Here is a 16,208-nt window from a genome sequence, read left to right on the forward strand (position 1 = left end):
CGCAATTTTTTGCTATGTTTTTTCTCAACAGGGATGAGGGAGAGACAAATGAGCATCAAAGAGTGGCCGGAAGATGAACGCCCCAGAGAGAAGTTGCTGCGTCAGGGGCCTGCGGCGCTCTCCGATGCCGAGCTGCTCGCCATCTTTCTGCGCACTGGCGTCAATGGCCTGAGTGCAGTGGATCTTTCACGTAATCTATTGAATCAATTCGGCTCTTTACGCAGTTTGCTGGGGGCGGATCAACGGGCATTCTGCGAGGCGCACGGCCTTGGCCCGGCCAAATATGCCCAGTTGCAGGCGGTGCTGGAGATGGCCAGACGCCATCTGGCCGAGCAGCTGCAACGGGGTGATGCCCTCACCTCGCCCCAGCTGACCCGCGACTATCTGCAGGCCCAGCTGCGGGATCGGCCGCGTGAGGTGTTTGCCCTGCTGTTGCTCGACAATCAACACAGAGTCATTCAATTTGTTGAGCTTTTTTTCGGCACCATCGACTCGGCGAGCGTCTGGCCAAGAGAAATCGTGCAGATCGCGCTCAAACATAATGCAGCCGCGGTGATTCTGGCGCATAATCACCCGTCCGGCGTCGCCGAGCCCAGTAGGGCCGACCGCCAGATCACGGATCGGATCACGGCCGCTTTGGCCCTGATCGATATCAGAGTGCTGGATCACTTGGTGATCGGTGATGGCATCACGGTTTCTTTTGCCGAGCGCGGTTGGCTATAACTGTGCTCTAGCACCGTATTAGTTGATCTTTGATCACGGATGCTGTATAAAATGCCGCCTTCTGTTTGCCCCGCAATCGAAGGCCAGCGGGGCAGATATTTGCTCGAGCAATGAAGTAAGATTTGGAGAGACTGACATGTCTAGAGTATGCCAAGTAACCGGCAAGCGCCCGGCAGTTGGTAACAACCGTTCGCACGCTAACAACGCCACCAAGCGTCGTTTCCTGCCGAACCTGCACACTCACCGTTTCTGGGTTGAGAGTGAAAAACGCTTCGTAAGCCTGCGCGTATCCGCAAAAGGCATGCGTATCATCGACAAGCGTGGCGTTGAAGTGGTTCTGGCTGAACTGCGCGCCAGCGGTGTTAAGGTATAAGGAATTAGATCATGGCTAAAGGTATTCGCGAGAAAATTCGCCTGAACTCCAGCGCCGGTACTGGTCACTTCTATACCACTACCAAAAACAAGCGCACCATGCCCGAAAAAATGGAGATCAAAAAGTTTGATCCCGTTGTTCGTCAGCATGTGATCTACAAGGAAGGCAAAATCAAGTAATTACTTGATGCTGCATTCCCAAAAACCCGGCTTCGTGCCGGGTTTTTTTATGCGCCGAATTCAGTACACTGCCGGTTCAAAGGGAGGCTTGCCATGTTCAAATTGAGCCGCAAAGGCTGGAATAACGTGATCATTGTGGTGGTGCTGATCGTGATCACCCTGTTGCATCGTATGGAGACTGCCCAGCAGGAGAACAGCGCCAAGCGGGCTCGCCCCTTGCTGCCGGATGCGTCTGTGGTGCTCACCTGGCAGGGACCGAGCTGGCAGATTGAGCGGATTGGTCAGGGCTGGCGCAGCATGCCGGATCTGGGGCTCGACACGGCGCAGCTGGATGCCCGTCTGGCGCGCTGGCAGAGCTGGTTGCTGCCCCCCGGCGAGGTGGTGCGCGGTACCCCGGTGACCATCAAGGTGTGGATTGCCGGCCAGAGCGATCCGGTCGAGATCGGCCTCTATCAGAACAGCGGCCAATATGGCGCTCAGCTGCCCTCCGGTCTCTGGCTCGCCCTCACTGCCGAGCAGTATCGCGATCTGCTGCGTCCTGCCCCCTGAGTTCCTTTTCCTTGCGAGGTGCCCATGCCTGAATTGCCAGAAGTTGAAGTCAGTCGTCAGGGGATCTCACCCTGGCTCACCGGTATCAAGGTGACGCGCGTGGTGGTGCGGGATGGCCGCCTGCGCTGGCCGATCCCCGGTGAGATTCAGGAGCTGGTGGACCTCACCATCCATCGGGTGCGTCGCCGCGCCAAATACCTGCTGCTGGAGACCGATTTCGGCACCGCCATCCTTCATCTGGGGATGTCCGGCAGCCTGCGGGTGCTGGATATCGGCATGCCAGCCGAGAAGCACGACCACGTGGATATCGAGCTGGAGAATGGCAAGCTGCTGCGGCTCAACGATCCGCGCCGCTTCGGCGCCCTGCTTTGGACCCGGGAACCGGCCGAAGCCCACGCGCTGCTCGCCAAGCTGGGGCCAGAGCCGCTCACCGATGCCTTCAGTGCTGATTACCTGCAGGGGCGCGCCAAGGGGCGCAGCACCGCCATCAAACAGTTCCTGATGGACAATCAGGTGGTGGTCGGGGTGGGCAACATCTACGCCAACGAGGCGCTCTATGCTGCCGGCATTCACCCCAAACGGGCGGCGGGCAATATCAGTGCCGAGCGGCTGGGAACCCTGGTGGCCGAGATCAAGCGGGTTCTGGCCGAAGCCATCAGACAGGGCGGCACCACCCTCAAGGATTTCACCAGTGCCGACGGCAAGCCGGGCTATTTCGTGCAGCAGTTGCAGGTCTACGGCCGTGGCGGTCAGCCCTGTTTCCACTGTCACACCCTGCTGACCGAGACAAGAATGGGCCAGCGCACCACGGTTTTTTGCAGTCATTGCCAGCGCTGAGCGCACTTTTTGCCCCGATCCGGGGGAAGTTGTAACAGCGTATTTCCACTCTGTTGAAGATTTGCACAGCTGTCACTAGTATCCCGACCGTTCAGGCGGTTTGAGAATATAAAAATGACAGTTAAATCAATAGACTGGGAATATTTATCCCGGCAGGAGCGCTATTGCGCAAAATCTATGGCCCGCTTCCTCTACCCCGAGGGATGTGACCGGAAAACCTTCAATCGCGGCAAGTTTGTGCTGCGCAGCCTGCTCTATCGCAAGTCGCTGAGTCGGGTCTTCAGTCTGTTTCAGTGCGACTCGCTCAAGGCGCTGCCGGCGGTCTATCCCGAGCTGCTCGACAAGCCGATGCGACCCTATCGCTTCGCCTGTGCCAGCGCCCGTGAGCGGGCCGAGATGCTGGAAAATCACTACCGTTTGCTGCTGGAGTGCTACCCGCAGCTGATCGACCCGCTCTATCTGGGCGAGGGGATCGCGCTGGGGCACTATCCACAGAGCGGCTGCCGCATTCTGCTGCGCCACGATGGCACCTTCCGCCGCGAGGCCGAGCTGGCGCTCTCCATCGTCAACGGCGAGGGGCAGCGCCTCTACAGCTGCGCCTTTTCGCTGGCGGGCAGCGTGGATCGTTTGATTCTGATGATCGGCTCCATGCAGGGGCCGGAGCCTGCGGTCGACAATGCCCAGGATCGGGTGCGCGAGCTGACCAAAGAGGGGCATGGCCTGCGGCCCAAATCCCTGCTGGTGCAGCTGGTGCTGCAACTGGCGCAGGCCATGGGGGCGGCAGAGGTGCTGGCGGTGCGCAAGCGGGCCCACGTGTTTCAGGCCAAGCGCTACAGCAGCAAGCAGAAAGCCAATTTGCAGGCCGATTATGACGAGCTGTGGCAGGAATTCGGCGCGCAGGATGTGGATGCCAACTTCGTCGCTCTGCAAGCCCAGCCGCGCAAGCCGCTGGAGGAGATCGCCTCCAAGAAGCGGGCCATGTATCGGCGCCGCTACGAGTGGCTCGATCTGCTGGTGCAGGAGATGAATGAGCGGTTTGCCCGTCAGTAACTGGCAAGCAGGCTGACCTCTCCATAGCGAGACAGAAACGGCAAGGGCTACCCGCGGGTAGCCCTTGTTCGTTTCTGCCAATCAGGGGAGGGATTAGCGCTGCTGCTGTTTGGCGGCGATGGCCTGCGCCACCACGGGGTCGACAAACTGGCGGATATCACCGCCGTGCAGCGCCACCTCTTTCACTAGGGTGGAGGAGATAAAGGAGTTCTCCTCCGCCGGGGTGAGGAAGACGCTCTCAAGCGTGGGCATCAGGCGGCGGTTCATGTTGGCCAGCTGGAACTCGTACTCGAAGTCGGAGACGGCGCGCAGGCCGCGGATCAGCACGTTGGCCTGATGCTCTTTGGCGAAATCGACCAGCAGGCCGGAGAAGCCCACCACCTTGACGTTGGGAAGCTGGCTGGTCACTTGCTGGACAAGCTGGACACGTTCTGCCAGATCGAACAGCGGGCGCTTGCTCGGGCTGTTGGCGACCCCGACCACCACCTCGTCAAACAGCTTGGCGGCGCGGCCGATGAGATCGGCGTGGCCATTGGTAACGGGATCAAACGTCCCGGGATAAATCACCCTGGTAGTCATCTTTGCGGTCCTGCAACCTGGAAATTTGGTCGCATTATAAGGTCGTCGCTTGAGAATAGCAGTGCATCAGGCAAGAATACGCCATCGCGCATCAAGCCTCCCTGCATTGGTGACAGGGAGCAAAGGGATTTTTTATGAAACGTATTCTGGTCGTTCGCAATGACAAGATTGGTGACTTCATGCTGGCGTGGCCGAGTTTCGCCATGCTCAAAGGCTCCATGGAGTGTCATGTGACTGCCCTGGTTCCGGCCTACACGGCGCCGCTGGCCCGGCTCTGCCCCTGGATTGACGAGGTGATCATCGATCCGGGCGTGCGTGCCGACAAGGAGCAACAGCGAGCGCTGCTGGCACGGATCAAGGCGGCGGCGTTCGACGCGTCCATCTGCCTCTTCTCCAACTCCCGCAACGCCATGCTGGTGTGGAAGGCACACATCCCTTATCGGCTGGCCCCGGCGACCAAGCTGGCGCAGGTGCTCTACAACCAGCGACTGGTGCAACGCCGCTCCCGTTCCCAGAAGCCGGAGTCCGAGTACAACCTGGAGCTGATCCGCCGCTTCCTGGCCGATCAGCAGGTGGCCGTGGTGGAGCCCCAGACCCCCTTCCTGCGGTTCGATGAGGAGACCTTGCGGCAGGTGCGCGAGCAGCTGGCACTCAAGCTCAAGCTCGATGCCAGCCGCCCCTGGCTGATGGTGCATGCCGGTAGCGGCGGTTCGGCCAACAATCTCTCCATCGAGCAGTATGCCCGCATCATCATCAAGCTCAATCAGGCCTGCCCCGAGCTGCAGTGCGTGCTGACCGCAGGCCCGGGTGAGGAGAAGATGGCCGAACAGCTGGCGGCCGAGTTGCTGGCCCACGGCGGCAACGGCTGGATCTACCGCTCCAGCGATGGTCTGCCGATGTTCTGTCAGGTGCTGGCCAACGCCGCTTTGTTTATCGCCGGTAGTACCGGCCCGCTCCATATTGCCGGGGCGCTCGATGTGCCGACCATCGGTTTCTTCCCGATGCGCCGCTCCGCTACTCCGCTGCGCTGGAAGCCCCTCAACAGCGAAGGGCGCCACCTTGCCTTCAGCCCGCCGGAGGATAGCGACCACCCGGAGGATATGAGTCAGCTCGATCCCAAGACCATGGTTCCGGTGATGGCCCGCTGGGCGGCGCCTTTCTGGCGCAAGTAACGTATGCAGCAATGCAAACAGGGCCCCTCGGGGCCCTGTTTCGTATGACGGTTATTCCGGCTGCTGCGGTTGCTGGCGCACCCAGAGGTCGGCGTATTTGACGAAGGTGGAGTGGGCGGAGAGGATCGCCAGCAGCAACCCCTGCTTGCCATCGAGGAAGCCCGCCTTGAGCAGGTACATCTTGATGAAGCAGCCGACGGCGTGCATCAGCCCCTGACTGAGGGAGCCCTTCTTGCCGCGAGCGGTGCGCTGATCGGCCCAGGCGCGGGCATAACCGGCGGATTTGACCAGATAGTGCTCCAGATCCCGATAGGTAAAGTGGTGCAGGTCGCCGTAGAGGTTGACGATCTTCATGTTGGCGCGCACTTCCACCTTCTCGTGCACCAGCGCCTCGTTGTAGCCGGTGAGCGCCTTGGGATAGAGGCGCAGCACCCGATCCGGATACCAGCCACTGTGGCGGATAAAGCGGCCAAAGACCCAGGAGAGGCGCGGCAGCGAGTAGATGGTGTCGCTGGCCGGATTGGCCATCACGTTGGCGATGGCGGTTTTCAGCTCGGGGGTGAGCCGCTCGTCGGCATCCAGCCACAGCACCCAGTCGGACTGCACATGAGACTGGGCCAGTCGGCGCTGTTTGCCAAAGCCGGGCCACTTGGCGTTGACGAAGAAACGGGCCCCAAATTCGGCGGCGATGGCCGGGGTCTCGTCCTGACTGCCGGAGTCCAGAATGACGATCTCGTCCACCAGTCCGTCGAGGGAGGCGAGGCACTTGCGCAGGTTGTCGGCTTCATTCTTGACGATCAGAACGGCAGCCAGAGTCGGTTTTTTCACGAAATGGGGCTCTCGGTTGTTGCCCGTCTGGCGGGACATGCTCGAATTGGCGCCCATTCTAGCCTAAAAGCGTGGCCGGGGCATGACCCGGGTGGCGGCTGGTCTCCCCTGTCAGGGCGGGTAGGTAAGGATCTTCTGTTATTTATCCGACCATTCTTGGGGCATAATCTCGCCCAGTGATGATTAACCGCCGGGCCAGACCCGAGAGAAGACGCGTAATGAAAATATTGGTGATCGGCCCCTCCTGGGTCGGCGACATGGTGATGTCCCAGAGTCTCTACAAGGCGATCAAGGCCAACCATCCCGAGTGCGAGCTGCACGTGATGGCCCCCGCCTGGTGCTGCGCCCTGCTGGAGCGGATGCCGGAGGTGGACAAGGCGATCACCATGCCCCTTGGCCACGGTGACTTCAAGCTGGTGGCGCGCCGCCGCCTCGGCAAGCAGCTGGCGGCCGAGAAGTACGATCAGGCCATCGTCCAGCCCAACTCCATGAAATCGGCGCTGATCCCCTGGTTTGCCCGCATTCCGGTGCGTACCGGCTGGAAAGGGGAGCACCGCTTCGGCCTGCTCAACGATATGCGCAGCAACAAGTCCGCCTTCCCGCTGATGGTGGAGGGCTATCTGGCGCTCGCTTATCCCAAGGAGCAGATGAAGAGCCGGGCCGATATTCCGACCATTCCCCACCCCTCTCTGCACGTCGATCTGGTCAACCAGAGCAAGGCGCTGGAGCGACTGGGGCTGGATCGCGCCCGCCCGGTGCTGGTGCTCTGCCCCGGTGCCGAGTTTGGCCCGGCCAAGCGCTGGCCGGAGGGGCACTACGCCGTGGTGGCTCAGCAGCATCTGGACGAGGGGTGGCAGGTGTGGATCTTCGGCTCCAACAAGGATGTGCCGGTGGCCAACACCATCCGGGATCGGGTCAACCTGCTGACTCGCCCCAACTGCCACGTGCTGGCGGGCAAGACCAGCCTGCACGAGGCGATCGATCTGATGGCGCTGGCCAGCCGGGTCATCTCCAACGACTCCGGCCTGATGCACATCGCCGCCGCCCTCAACCGGCCGCTGGTGGGCGTCTATGGCTCCACCTCGCCGCTCTATACCCCGCCGCTGGCGGATCGGGTCGAGATCGTCCACACCGACATCGAGTGCCGCCCCTGCTTCAAGCGCACCTGCAAGTTCGGCCATCTCAAGTGCCTGATCGACCTGGCGCCGGAGCAGGTGGTCGATGCCTGCAAGAAGCTGGAGCAGAGTCAGTAAGATGCCCTACCGTCTGCTCTACAACCTGCTGATCCATCTGGGATTGCCGCTGGCGCTGCTGGCCCTCTACAAGCCGAAGAAAGGCAAGCCAGGCTTTGGCAAGCGCTGGGCCGAGCATCTCGGGCGGCTGCCCGCCACCGGACAGGAGGCCCCGCTCTGGATCCATGCGGTGAGCGTGGGGGAGACGCTGGCCATTACGCCGCTCATTCGCGCCCTGAAAGCGGAGCGGCCCGATCTGCCGATCCTGCTCACCACCACCACCCGCACCGGCGCCGATCAGGCTGCCAAGCTGGGGGATCTGGTGATCCATCGCTACGCGCCGCTCGACTACCCCTGGGCCATTGCCGTCTTTCTCGACACCTTCAAGCCGCGCGCGCTCTGGGTGATGGAGACCGAGCTGTGGCCGAACTGGCTGGCCGCCTGCGAGGCGCGCCATCTGCCGGTGACCATCATCAATGCCCGCCTCTCCGAGCGTTCCTGCCAGCGTTATGCCCGTTTCCACGGCGCTTTCGATGCCCTGAGCCGGCCGCTGACCCATCTGCTCTGTCAGCATCAGGATGACGCCGACCGCTTCGCTCGTCTCGGTATCGATCGTTCACGGCTGGCAGTGACCGGCTCCATCAAGTTCGACATCCAGTTTGGTGACGAGGTGCAGGCCAAAGGTCGCGCCCTGCGCCAGCAACTGGGGGCGGATCGGCCAGTCTGGATCGCCGCCAGCACCCATCAGGGTGAGGATGAGCAGGTGCTGGCCGCTTTCGACCTGCTGCTCAAACGCCATCCCGATGCGCTGCTCATTCTGGTACCGCGCCACCCCGAGCGGTTCGACCGGGTGGCCGAACTGTGTGCCTCTCATGGCTGCGTGCGGCGCACTAATGGTGCTGTGGTGCGTGCGGAGGATAAGGTCTATCTCGGCGATACCATGGGCGAGCTGCCGCTGATGCTGGCGGCGGCCGATGTGGCCTTCGTCGGCGGCAGTCTGGTGAAGATTGGCGGTCACAACCTGCTGGAGCCGGCGGCGCTAGGCAAGCCTTGCCTGACTGGGCCCGCCTACTTCAACTTCAGCGACATCACCCGCCAGCTGGTGGCTCAGGGTGGCGCCGCCATCGTGGCCGATGCCGCCGAGCTGGGCGAGCAGGTGAGCCAGTTGTTTGCTGATGCAAGTGCCCGCCGCGAGATGGGGGAGCAGGCCCGCGCCGTGGTGCTGCGCAATCAGGGTGCGCTGGCGCGCACTCTCTCGCACTGCCTCACTGCGCTGGAGAACGACTGAGTTTCAGCCTTTCATACATCTCAGCCATAAAAAAACGGAGCGCGATGCGCTCCGTTTTGTTTTTGGCGGTGACCGGAATTAGCGAACGATCAGCCCCAGCAGGATGCCGACCACACCGAAGTCGGAGTCGCTGAAGGTGGTGTTGGCGAAACCGAGGTCGCCCAGCACCGGCAGTAGGAACACCGGCAGAATGGTGAGCAGCAGCAGGCCGTTGGCGAAGGAGCCCAGGATGGCGCCGCGACGACCACCGGTGGCGTTGCCGAAGACCCCGGCAGCGGCGCCGACGAAGAAGTGCGGTACCACGCCCGGGATGATGACGGTCAGCCCCATCACGTAGAGAAGTGCCATCCCCACCAGACCGGCGGCAAAGCTCGACAGGAAGCCGATCAGTACAGCGTTGGGGGCGTAGGGGAAGACGATGGGGCAGTCGAGCGCCGGTTTGGCGTTCGGCACCAGCTTGTCGGAGATCCCCTTGAAGGCCGGAACGATCTCGGCGATGACCATCCGCACACCCTGCAGGATGACGTAGACACCGGCGGCGAAGGTGATGGACTGCATCAGGGAGAACATGAACCAGTGCTTGCCCTTGGCGACGCTGGAGACAAACTCGGGGCCAGCGAAGGCGGAGGTCACCAGGAAGATGATGCCCATGGTGAAGGAGATGGCCACCGGGGTATCGCGCAGGAACAGCAAGCTCTTCGGTACCTGCACATCTTCGCAGCTGTGGGCCTTGTTGCCGAACTTGGCGCCGATCAGGGCGGAGAGCACGTAGGAGCAGGTGGAGAAGTGGCCCAGCGCCACGTCATCGGAGCCGGTGATCTGCTTCATGAAGGGGTGGGCGATGGCCGGGAAGAAGACCATAGCTACGCCGACCACCAGACTGCCCACCGCTATCAGCGGCGCGCCACTCATGCCGCCGGCAGAGAGGATCACTGCCACCATCATCGACATGAACAGGGTGTGGTGACCGGTCAGGAAGATAAATTTCCACGGGGTCAGACGGGCGATCAGGATGTTCACCAGCATGGCGAAGAACATGATCATCGCCATCTCCTTGCCAAACGAGGTCTGGGCGATGGAGACGATGGCCTCGTTGTTGGGGACGACCCCCTTGATGCCGAAGGCGTGCTGGAAGATGACGGCAAAGTCACCCAGCGAGTTGATCACCAGGGTAGCACCGGCCCCCAGAATGACGAAACCCATGATGGTCTTGACCGTGCCCTTGATGCACTCGGTCACCGGTTTCTTCTGGGCAATCAGGCCGATAAGCGCGATCAGGCCGACCAGCACGGCGGGCTCGGACAGCACGTCAAACATCAGAAAGTTGAAAAATTCCATGGTCAGCTCCTGGCAACGGAAGATGCGGCCCGCAGGCCGCATGGAGGATCCTTAGAGGGCGCCCAGTTCGCGCAGGGCGGTGGCGAGCTTCTCTTTCATCGCGGCCTTGTCGACCATGTTGTCGAGGGCCACCAGACGGCCGTTGACCCCCATGGATTGCAGCTGCTCGGCGATGTCGCGGGTGGCGACAAAGATCTCGGCGGTTTCGCTGCCGGCGGAGGCCAGATCGCGGTGATCCACCTCGGCGGTGACTGCCAGCTCTTTCAGGATGCTCTTGATGCTCATCTCCATCATCAGGCTGGTGCCCAGACCGTGACCGCATACAACCAGAATTTTCATTGTCTCTTCCTCTGTCAGGTGCGCAGTGGCGCAGATCAATAGCGCGCCAGAATGCGCAGGATGTCGTCTTTGGTGTCGGCCGCGATAATGGCCGCCACGTCCTCTTCATTCATAAACAGCTCGGCCAGTTGGGCGATGGTCTCCACGTGGGAGTTGCTGTCGCTGGCTGCCAGGGTGATCAGCAGCCGGATCGGGTCGTTGCCCTCGGAGTCGAAGTTGACCCCCTGCTTGATGACAGTCAGCCCCAGACCCAGCCGGTTGACGCCGTCCTCGGGGCGGGCATGGGGCATCGCCAGACCGGGGCCCAGCACGTAGTAGGGGCCGAGCTCTTCATGAGAGCGAAACAGTGCCGCCACGTAGGAGGGCTCGATGGTGCCATTGGCCAGCAGGGGCACCGTCGCCAGTTCGATGGCATGACGCCAGTCGCGGGCTGCGGGTTCGATGCGGATGACATCCTCGGTCAGCAGTTGAGTCAGCATGGTGGTGATCCGGCTAGTTAAGATGGCGCCAATCTATCGATCTTGCAGTGGTGAAACTGTGAGGGTGATCGCGAAAGTTAGCGCTATCAGATAGCGCTAACATCAAACTGTGATAGCGCTATCACTTCACCCATTAACGGGAGCCATCCTGCCCCTGCGGTAGGGGAAAGAGAGTAGAATCGGCCCTGAGCAAATAGTCAGTGGCGCTCTTTTGCCTTAAAGTGAGCAGCCGCAAGCCGAGGATGGGATGGATGTCAGAAGCGAAAAAGCGCCGTAGCACGGGTCGGGTGACCCTCAACGATGTGGCCCAGCTGGCCGGTGTGGGGGCCATGACGGTTTCCCGTGCCCTGCGCACGCCGGAGATGGTCTCCGACAGGATGCGCGAGCGCATCGAAGCCGCGGTGGAAGAGCTCGGCTATATCCCCAATCGGGCCGCCGGGGCGTTGGCCTCTGCGACTTCCCAGACCATCGTAGTCATCGTCCCGAGTCTGGCGGAAGCGGGCTGTAGCGAGATGATCGCTGGCCTGCAACAGACCCTGCTCGAGGAGGGTTACCAGATCATGCTGGGGGATGCCCAGCATCTGAAACAGCAGGAAGAGCGCCTGCTGACCAGCTTTTTGCAGCACAATCCGGCGGCGGTGGTACTGTTTGGTGGCGATCCCGGCGAGACGATCCGTACTCGCCTGAAAGCCTCCCGCCTGCCGGTGGTGGAAGTGGGTGCCATGGCCCGCAGTCCCATCGACATGAATGTGGGAGTCTCCAACTTCGATGCCGGTTATCAGCTCACCCACCACCTTATCGAGCGGGGCTACCGCAATATAGGTTTTCTCTGTGCCCGTCAGGAGCAGTGGATGCTGCAACAGCGGATGCAGGGCTGGCAGAAGGCGCTGCTCGACAACTACCTCTCCCCCGATGCCATCATCAACACCTCTGAGCGGCCCAGTTTCAGCACCGGCGCCACCATGCTGGGTGAATTTCTGCTGCGCTGGCCCGAGCTGGACGCGCTGATCTGCGTCAACGACGAACTGGCGGCTGGCGTGCTGTTCGAGTGCCAGCGTCGCCATTTGAATGTGCCGGGCAAACTCGCCATCGCCGGATTTGACGATCTGGATGTGGCGCGCGCCTGTTATCCGACCCTTACTTCGGTCAGGATCCCCTATCGCAAAATGGGGCAGGAGGCTGCCGAGCTGATCCTGCGCCAACTGGCCGGGGAGCCCGTGATGGGCACTGCTCTGGCTCTCGATTTTCAACTGCAAAAGCGCCAAAGCAGCTGATCCCCGTTTCACTCGTCATCAAAGAGGCAACCATGTTCAAGGCTCTGTTACTGGAAAACCAAGACGGCAAGACTGTACCGACTCTGACCCGGCTGGCCGAGAGCCAGTTGCCGGAAGGTGAAGTGCGGGTAGCGGTCGCTTACAGCTCCATCAACTACAAGGACGGGCTGGCCATCACCGGCAAAGGCAAGATCGTGCGCCAGTGGCCGCTGGTGCCCGGCATCGACTTCGCCGGTACCGTGCTCGAATCTGCCGACAGCCGCTATCAGCCCGGCGACAAGGTGGTGCTGACCGGTTGGGGCGTGGGCGAAGGGCACTGGGGCGGCATGGCCGAACAGGCGCGGGTCAAGGGGGACTGGCTGGTGCCGTTGCCCGCCGGGCTGGATGAGCGCCAGGCCATGTGCATCGGTACCGCCGGTCTCACCGCCATGCTCTGCGTGCTGGCGCTGGAAGAGGCGGGCATTACTCCAGATAGCGGCGAGGTGCTGGTCACCGGTGCGGCAGGCGGTGTGGGGGCCACCTCGGTCGCCCTGCTGGCGGCCCTGGGCTATCAGGTGGCGGCGCTGACCGGTCGTCCCGAAGAGCAGGGCGCCATGCTCACTGCGTTGGGTGCCAGCCGCATCGTGCCGCGCAGCGAACTGCTGGTGCCTGCCAAACCGCTGGAGAAGCAGCTGTGGGCCGGTGCCATCGATACCGTCGGCAGTCAGGTGCTGGCCAAGCTGCTGGCTCAGATGAACTATGGCGGCGCCGTGGCGGCCTGCGGGCTGGCGGGTGGCTTTGATCTGCCTACCAGTGTGATGCCCTTCATCCTGCGCAACGTGCGGTTGCAGGGGGTCGATTCGGTGATGTGCCCGTTTGAACGTCGTCAACTGGCGTGGCAGCGACTGGCACGAGATCTTCCTGCCTGCTTCTTCGCTCAGGCGGTCACCGAGATTGGGCTGGAGCAGGTAGTGGAGGCCGCCGAGGCCATCACGCAAGGCCAGATCGCCGGTCGCACCCTGGTCAAACTTTGAACTCTCTCTGACTGGCGAGCCCGACAATTCCGGATAAAATTGGAGTGCGGGTGAACTATCCAAGGAGAGTGAAGATGGGTGGACACAAGCCGGATTACGACTCCTCTGATGATGATTGGGAGCCGGATTCCTGGGAAGAAGAGCTGGATCAGTGGGAAGATGAAAGCTGGCAGGATGATGACACTTTCGATGACCAGTGAACCACGGCATTGAACGAACAGGCGGGCTTTGGGCCCGCCTGATTTTTTTGCCGCGCTCACATGGCTGAGCGTTCGTCCTTGGTCAGGGGCGGGGCGCTGGGTAGAATGAACTGCCCAAATGACGCTCAAGGATGACTATGCGACTCTCCATCATATTGTTGGCTGCCCTGCTGGGTGGCTGTGTCTCCAACGATGATCCCTGCGAGAAGGTGTGGAGTGAGGTGGGGGAGGCGGATGGCAAGCTGGGCTTCACCACCGAGCGGATCGAGTTCCATCAGGGCCAGTGTGGCAAGAAGGTGGATGCCGAACTGTGGAAGCAGGGACATCAGAAGGGATTGGCATGGTATTGCCGCCCCGAGCACCTCTATCTGGCTGGCCGCTCAGGCGAGGAGTATCGCGGCGTTTGCCCGAATGATACCCAGGCGCGCAGATTGTTCGAACAGGGACGTCAGGGGTGGACCGATCAATAACGCCCTGACAGGGAGGGGCGTTACTCCTCTTTCAAACGCAGCGGCTGGCAGAGGTAACCCTTGTCATTGGCACTGCGGGCGCACTTGCTGCAGACAAACTTGGGTTTGCGGACTATCTTGCGCAACGCCTTGAGATCGGTGGGGATCTCGTGGCGGCGCCATTCACACAGGGTTTTGCTGCCCATGACGACTACCTCTACGACTTGACGGCCCGTATTGTAATCGATTTTCATTTCGAATAAACCGGCAAAGCTCGCTTATTGGCCGATATGCCAATAAGCGATTGTTTCGGGAGGGATTACTGGTAGAGGAACTTGGTGAAGATAAGCTCGCGCACCGCTTTCTTGCCGGTCTCTTTCACCAGCAGTTCGTTGACGGTTGTCTCGCACTCCTTGCGCAGCTCTTCTCGGTTGGTCAGGGACTTCACTTGATCGGCATTTTTGCTGCCAATCAGGCGGATGATGGCATCGCGGATCAGCGGGTCATGCTGCTCCAGCAGTTTGAGGTCGGCTTCGTTTTCCGCCATCAGCTCTACCGTGACCCGGATATAACCGAGGGTTTTGCTATCACTCAGGTAGTTGGTGATGATGTCGGGATCGAGCGCGTGGTAGGAGAAACCGGGCTTGGCAGCCCCCTCTGCGCCCTCGGCGGGCGGCTCATCTTCAGCCAGAGCTTGCTGCTGCAGGGCGCCACAGCTCAGTAACAACACCAGCAGAATTTTGAAGATCTTCATATAGATGGCTCATCAGCAAGAGATAACCCATTTTTGATGTTGCCATCGGGGCCGTCAAGCACGGATGTTCTTACATTTCGCTATTGATTTACGGATAATAAACCGGATTTTAACCTGAACACGGAAATCTCTGGATGGTGAAGCTGTGAAGTCCGAGTTGACTGTTCCCCTCACGCCGTTAAGCGGGTGGCTGGCCCCCGAATGTTGCGAATTGCCCGCCAGCTTGCGCCCCTGGCTGCTGGAGCCAGGTTCCATGACCCGGCGGCTGCGTCAGCACAATCGCCACTTTTCGGTGGAGTGGCTGGGCAATCACCCGGTCGCCCTTACTGCCGATGAGCAGTGGCTGGTGGATTCGGCCTCGCCGGCCGGTACCTGCCGCGAGGTGATCCTGCATGGGGATCGTGGGCCCGCCGTGCTGGGCTGGACCTTGTTTGCCGATGACGCATTGCAAGGGAGCGGCATTGCCGAGCTTGGCGAGCAGCCGCTGGGTGAGCGGGTATTTGGCCATGAGCCTGTCCGCCGCGATCATCTGCAGCTGGCCCGTTTCGATATTGCCGCCAATCCCCGTTGCCCGGCCGCCACTGTCTGGGGGCGTCGTTCCCGTCTGTTTCTGGGGCAGTGGCCACTGCTGGTGCACGAGCTGTTTCTGCCCTCTCTCGTCTGTGACAAGGAGCTGGAGTGAATCTGTTAACCAAGGAGCGGGGACTTGCCTACATGCAGTTGGCCCGCGTCGACAAGCCCATAGGTACTCTGTTGCTGCTGTGGCCAACCCTGTGGGCGCTCTGGCTGGCCGCTGGTGGCCTACCCAATCTCTGGGTGCTGACCGTGTTTGTGGTCGGCGTCTTTCTGATGCGCTCGGCAGGGTGCGTGATCAACGATTATGCGGATCGCAACTTCGATGGCCACGTCAAACGCACCGCCGGTCGCCCCTTGCCCACGGGCAGAGTCAAACCGTGGGAGGTGTTGGCGCTCTTCTTCGTGCTGGCGCTCATTTCGTTTGGTCTGGTGCTGACCATGAATCCGCTCACCATCGGCCTGTCGTTTGTCGCCCTGCTGCTGGCGGTGAGTTACCCCTTCATGAAGCGCTTTATCTCCAATCCCCAGCTGGTGCTCGGGATGGCCTTCTCCTGGTCGATCCCGATGGCCTATGCGGCGCAGGCGGATGCCCTGCCGCTGGTGGCCTGGTTGCTCTTCTTTGCCAATCTGCTCTGGACGGTGGCTTACGACACCCAGTACGCCATGGTGGATCGGGATGACGACCTCAAGATCGGCCTCAAATCCAGCGCCATCCTGTTTGGTCGTTACGACAAACGGATCATCGGCGCATTGCAACTCTCGACGCTGCTGCTGTTGCTGGCGGTCGGGCAACTGATGACGCTGGGGGGCTGGTATTACTGGGGATTGCTGGGGGCGGCGGTGCTGTTTGTCTATCAGCAGCGGCTTATTCGCGAGCGGCAGCGGGAAGCCTGCTTCCAGGCGTTTCTCAACAACAACTATGTGGGGGCGCTGGTGTTTGCCGGTCTGGTGCTCGATTACCTGCTGGCGTGACATG

At 61.2% G+C, this 16,208-nt stretch carries 22 protein-coding genes; 15 read left to right on the plus strand and 7 right to left on the minus strand.

What is annotated here, in order from left to right; all coding sequences use genetic code 11:
• Positions 1-48 precede the first annotated feature (48 nt).
• From radC to ACTG2J_RS00460, 6 genes are all read left to right on the plus strand, one after another.
• Positions 49-723, plus strand: coding sequence for a RadC family protein (gene radC / locus ACTG2J_RS00435; RefSeq protein WP_005339502.1), 675 nt, complete (start codon positions 49-51; stop codon positions 721-723).
• A 136-nt stretch (positions 724-859) separates the two neighbouring features.
• A complete protein-coding gene (gene rpmB / locus ACTG2J_RS00440; RefSeq protein WP_005307492.1) occupies positions 860-1,096 on the plus strand; it encodes a 50S ribosomal protein L28 in 237 nt (78 codons plus the stop codon).
• Between the two features lie 11 nt (positions 1,097-1,107).
• Positions 1,108-1,275, plus strand: coding sequence for a 50S ribosomal protein L33 (gene rpmG, locus ACTG2J_RS00445; protein WP_005307500.1), 168 nt, complete (start codon positions 1,108-1,110; stop codon positions 1,273-1,275).
• Between the two features lie 93 nt (positions 1,276-1,368).
• Positions 1,369-1,824, plus strand: a complete 456-nt coding sequence (locus tag ACTG2J_RS00450; protein ID WP_139438964.1) for a hypothetical protein — start codon at positions 1,369-1,371, stop codon at positions 1,822-1,824.
• Between the two features lie 24 nt (positions 1,825-1,848).
• Positions 1,849-2,661 carry a bifunctional DNA-formamidopyrimidine glycosylase/DNA-(apurinic or apyrimidinic site) lyase gene (gene mutM, locus ACTG2J_RS00455; protein ID WP_439989117.1) on the plus strand — a complete coding sequence of 271 codons (813 nt, stop codon included), beginning with the start codon at positions 1,849-1,851 and terminating at the stop codon, positions 2,659-2,661.
• Positions 2,662-2,838: 177 nt separating this feature from the next.
• Complete coding sequence (locus ACTG2J_RS00460; RefSeq protein ID WP_371155592.1) at positions 2,839-3,711, plus strand: VirK/YbjX family protein; 873 nt, start codon at positions 2,839-2,841, stop codon at positions 3,709-3,711.
• Between the two features lie 93 nt (positions 3,712-3,804).
• Here ACTG2J_RS00460 and coaD read toward each other — a convergent pair whose 3' ends face one another.
• The gene (gene coaD / locus ACTG2J_RS00465; RefSeq protein WP_005357393.1) at positions 3,805-4,290 is read right to left on the minus strand and encodes a pantetheine-phosphate adenylyltransferase; all 486 of its coding nucleotides are present in this window, start codon (positions 4,288-4,290) and stop codon (positions 3,805-3,807) included.
• 134 nt (positions 4,291-4,424) lie between these two features.
• Here coaD and ACTG2J_RS00470 point away from each other — a divergent pair, with 134 nt between their 5' ends.
• Entirely contained in the window at positions 4,425-5,462 is a 1,038-nt protein-coding gene (locus tag ACTG2J_RS00470) for a glycosyltransferase family 9 protein (RefSeq protein ID WP_113740639.1), read from the plus strand.
• 51 nt (positions 5,463-5,513) lie between these two features.
• On the opposite strand, the gene ACTG2J_RS00475 is transcribed toward ACTG2J_RS00470, so the two are convergent.
• Complete coding sequence (locus ACTG2J_RS00475) at positions 5,514-6,290, minus strand: glycosyltransferase family 2 protein (protein ID WP_439989116.1); 777 nt, start codon at positions 6,288-6,290, stop codon at positions 5,514-5,516.
• 218 nt (positions 6,291-6,508) lie between these two features.
• On the opposite strand from ACTG2J_RS00475, the gene waaF reads away from it, so the two are divergent.
• A complete protein-coding gene (waaF, locus tag ACTG2J_RS00480) occupies positions 6,509-7,543 on the plus strand; it encodes a lipopolysaccharide heptosyltransferase II (protein ID WP_042030388.1) in 1,035 nt (344 codons plus the stop codon).
• Position 7,544: 1 nt separating this feature from the next.
• Positions 7,545-8,810, plus strand: a complete 1,266-nt coding sequence (gene waaA / locus ACTG2J_RS00485) for a lipid IV(A) 3-deoxy-D-manno-octulosonic acid transferase (RefSeq protein WP_113740641.1) — start codon at positions 7,545-7,547, stop codon at positions 8,808-8,810.
• A gap of 78 nt (positions 8,811-8,888) precedes the next feature.
• On the opposite strand, the gene ACTG2J_RS00490 is transcribed toward waaA, so the two are convergent.
• Genes ACTG2J_RS00490 through ACTG2J_RS00500 form a run of 3 tightly spaced genes read right to left on the minus strand, consistent with a single transcriptional unit; the run spans position 8,889 to position 10,966 of the window.
• Positions 8,889-10,148, minus strand: coding sequence for a PTS ascorbate transporter subunit IIC (locus ACTG2J_RS00490; protein WP_113740655.1), 1,260 nt, complete (start codon positions 10,146-10,148; stop codon positions 8,889-8,891).
• 51 nt (positions 10,149-10,199) lie between these two features.
• Entirely contained in the window at positions 10,200-10,487 is a 288-nt protein-coding gene (locus ACTG2J_RS00495) for a PTS sugar transporter subunit IIB (RefSeq protein ID WP_005356014.1), read from the minus strand.
• A gap of 35 nt (positions 10,488-10,522) precedes the next feature.
• Positions 10,523-10,966 (minus strand): PTS sugar transporter subunit IIA, encoded by a 444-nt coding sequence (locus ACTG2J_RS00500; RefSeq protein WP_088868151.1) that lies wholly within the window; start codon positions 10,964-10,966, stop codon positions 10,523-10,525.
• A gap of 251 nt (positions 10,967-11,217) precedes the next feature.
• On the opposite strand from ACTG2J_RS00500, the gene ACTG2J_RS00505 reads away from it, so the two are divergent.
• The 4 genes from ACTG2J_RS00505 to ACTG2J_RS00520 all read left to right on the plus strand — a co-directional run bounded on the left by ACTG2J_RS00505 (position 11,218) and on the right by ACTG2J_RS00520 (position 13,923).
• Complete coding sequence (locus tag ACTG2J_RS00505; protein WP_439989115.1) at positions 11,218-12,240, plus strand: LacI family DNA-binding transcriptional regulator; 1,023 nt, start codon at positions 11,218-11,220, stop codon at positions 12,238-12,240.
• 32 nt (positions 12,241-12,272) lie between these two features.
• The gene (gene acuI / locus ACTG2J_RS00510; protein WP_047434108.1) at positions 12,273-13,253 is read left to right on the plus strand and encodes an acrylyl-CoA reductase (NADPH); all 981 of its coding nucleotides are present in this window, start codon (positions 12,273-12,275) and stop codon (positions 13,251-13,253) included.
• A 74-nt stretch (positions 13,254-13,327) separates the two neighbouring features.
• The gene (locus tag ACTG2J_RS00515) at positions 13,328-13,453 is read left to right on the plus strand and encodes a hypothetical protein (protein WP_005339521.1); all 126 of its coding nucleotides are present in this window, start codon (positions 13,328-13,330) and stop codon (positions 13,451-13,453) included.
• Positions 13,454-13,590: 137 nt separating this feature from the next.
• Entirely contained in the window at positions 13,591-13,923 is a 333-nt protein-coding gene (locus ACTG2J_RS00520) for a DUF2799 domain-containing protein (protein ID WP_047434106.1), read from the plus strand.
• A gap of 20 nt (positions 13,924-13,943) precedes the next feature.
• On the opposite strand, the gene ACTG2J_RS00525 is transcribed toward ACTG2J_RS00520, so the two are convergent.
• Both ACTG2J_RS00525 and ACTG2J_RS00530 read right to left on the minus strand, forming a co-directional pair.
• A complete protein-coding gene (locus tag ACTG2J_RS00525; protein WP_005339525.1) occupies positions 13,944-14,108 on the minus strand; it encodes a hypothetical protein in 165 nt (54 codons plus the stop codon).
• A 113-nt stretch (positions 14,109-14,221) separates the two neighbouring features.
• A complete protein-coding gene (locus ACTG2J_RS00530) occupies positions 14,222-14,656 on the minus strand; it encodes a flagellar basal body-associated protein FliL (protein WP_005339527.1) in 435 nt (144 codons plus the stop codon).
• A gap of 145 nt (positions 14,657-14,801) precedes the next feature.
• Here ACTG2J_RS00530 and ACTG2J_RS00535 point away from each other — a divergent pair, with 145 nt between their 5' ends.
• Both ACTG2J_RS00535 and ubiA read left to right on the plus strand, forming a co-directional pair.
• Positions 14,802-15,338: a chorismate--pyruvate lyase family protein gene (locus ACTG2J_RS00535; RefSeq protein ID WP_047434103.1), complete on the plus strand. Its 537-nt coding sequence runs from the start codon at positions 14,802-14,804 to the stop codon at positions 15,336-15,338.
• The gene (gene ubiA, locus ACTG2J_RS00540) at positions 15,335-16,204 is read left to right on the plus strand and encodes a 4-hydroxybenzoate octaprenyltransferase (protein ID WP_005339536.1); all 870 of its coding nucleotides are present in this window, start codon (positions 15,335-15,337) and stop codon (positions 16,202-16,204) included. Before ACTG2J_RS00535 ends, ubiA begins: the two co-directional genes overlap by 4 nt.
• Positions 16,205-16,208 lie beyond the last annotated feature (4 nt).

This window comes from Aeromonas sp. 6P (genome assembly GCF_051919525.1).
GTDB lineage: Bacteria > Pseudomonadota > Gammaproteobacteria > Enterobacterales > Aeromonadaceae > Aeromonas > Aeromonas veronii.

What these genes read in the sequence shown, in the direction of transcription:
- waaA (WP_113740641.1), top strand. Translation starts at nt 7,545, where the DNA reads ATGCCCTACCGTCTGCTCTACAACCTGCTGATCCATCTGGGATTGCCG.
- rpmG (WP_005307500.1), top strand. Translation starts at nt 1,108, where the DNA reads ATGGCTAAAGGTATTCGCGAGAAAATTCGCCTGAACTCCAGCGCCGGT.
- ACTG2J_RS00500 (WP_088868151.1), bottom strand. Translation starts at nt 10,966, where the DNA reads ATGCTGACTCAACTGCTGACCGAGGATGTCATCCGCATCGAACCCGCA.
- coaD (WP_005357393.1), bottom strand. Translation starts at nt 4,290, where the DNA reads ATGACTACCAGGGTGATTTATCCCGGGACGTTTGATCCCGTTACCAAT.
- mutM (WP_439989117.1), top strand. Translation starts at nt 1,849, where the DNA reads ATGCCTGAATTGCCAGAAGTTGAAGTCAGTCGTCAGGGGATCTCACCC.
- ACTG2J_RS00515 (WP_005339521.1), top strand. Translation starts at nt 13,328, where the DNA reads ATGGGTGGACACAAGCCGGATTACGACTCCTCTGATGATGATTGGGAG.
- ACTG2J_RS00470 (WP_113740639.1), top strand. Translation starts at nt 4,425, where the DNA reads ATGAAACGTATTCTGGTCGTTCGCAATGACAAGATTGGTGACTTCATG.
- ACTG2J_RS00495 (WP_005356014.1), bottom strand. Translation starts at nt 10,487, where the DNA reads ATGAAAATTCTGGTTGTATGCGGTCACGGTCTGGGCACCAGCCTGATG.
- ACTG2J_RS00460 (WP_371155592.1), top strand. Translation starts at nt 2,839, where the DNA reads ATGGCCCGCTTCCTCTACCCCGAGGGATGTGACCGGAAAACCTTCAAT.
- ACTG2J_RS00505 (WP_439989115.1), top strand. Translation starts at nt 11,218, where the DNA reads ATGTCAGAAGCGAAAAAGCGCCGTAGCACGGGTCGGGTGACCCTCAAC.
- acuI (WP_047434108.1), top strand. Translation starts at nt 12,273, where the DNA reads ATGTTCAAGGCTCTGTTACTGGAAAACCAAGACGGCAAGACTGTACCG.
- ACTG2J_RS00490 (WP_113740655.1), bottom strand. Translation starts at nt 10,148, where the DNA reads ATGGAATTTTTCAACTTTCTGATGTTTGACGTGCTGTCCGAGCCCGCC.
- ACTG2J_RS00450 (WP_139438964.1), top strand. Translation starts at nt 1,369, where the DNA reads ATGTTCAAATTGAGCCGCAAAGGCTGGAATAACGTGATCATTGTGGTG.
- ACTG2J_RS00525 (WP_005339525.1), bottom strand. Translation starts at nt 14,108, where the DNA reads ATGGGCAGCAAAACCCTGTGTGAATGGCGCCGCCACGAGATCCCCACC.
- radC (WP_005339502.1), top strand. Translation starts at nt 49, where the DNA reads ATGAGCATCAAAGAGTGGCCGGAAGATGAACGCCCCAGAGAGAAGTTG.
- rpmB (WP_005307492.1), top strand. Translation starts at nt 860, where the DNA reads ATGTCTAGAGTATGCCAAGTAACCGGCAAGCGCCCGGCAGTTGGTAAC.
- ACTG2J_RS00520 (WP_047434106.1), top strand. Translation starts at nt 13,591, where the DNA reads ATGCGACTCTCCATCATATTGTTGGCTGCCCTGCTGGGTGGCTGTGTC.
- ACTG2J_RS00530 (WP_005339527.1), bottom strand. Translation starts at nt 14,656, where the DNA reads ATGAAGATCTTCAAAATTCTGCTGGTGTTGTTACTGAGCTGTGGCGCC.
- waaF (WP_042030388.1), top strand. Translation starts at nt 6,509, where the DNA reads ATGAAAATATTGGTGATCGGCCCCTCCTGGGTCGGCGACATGGTGATG.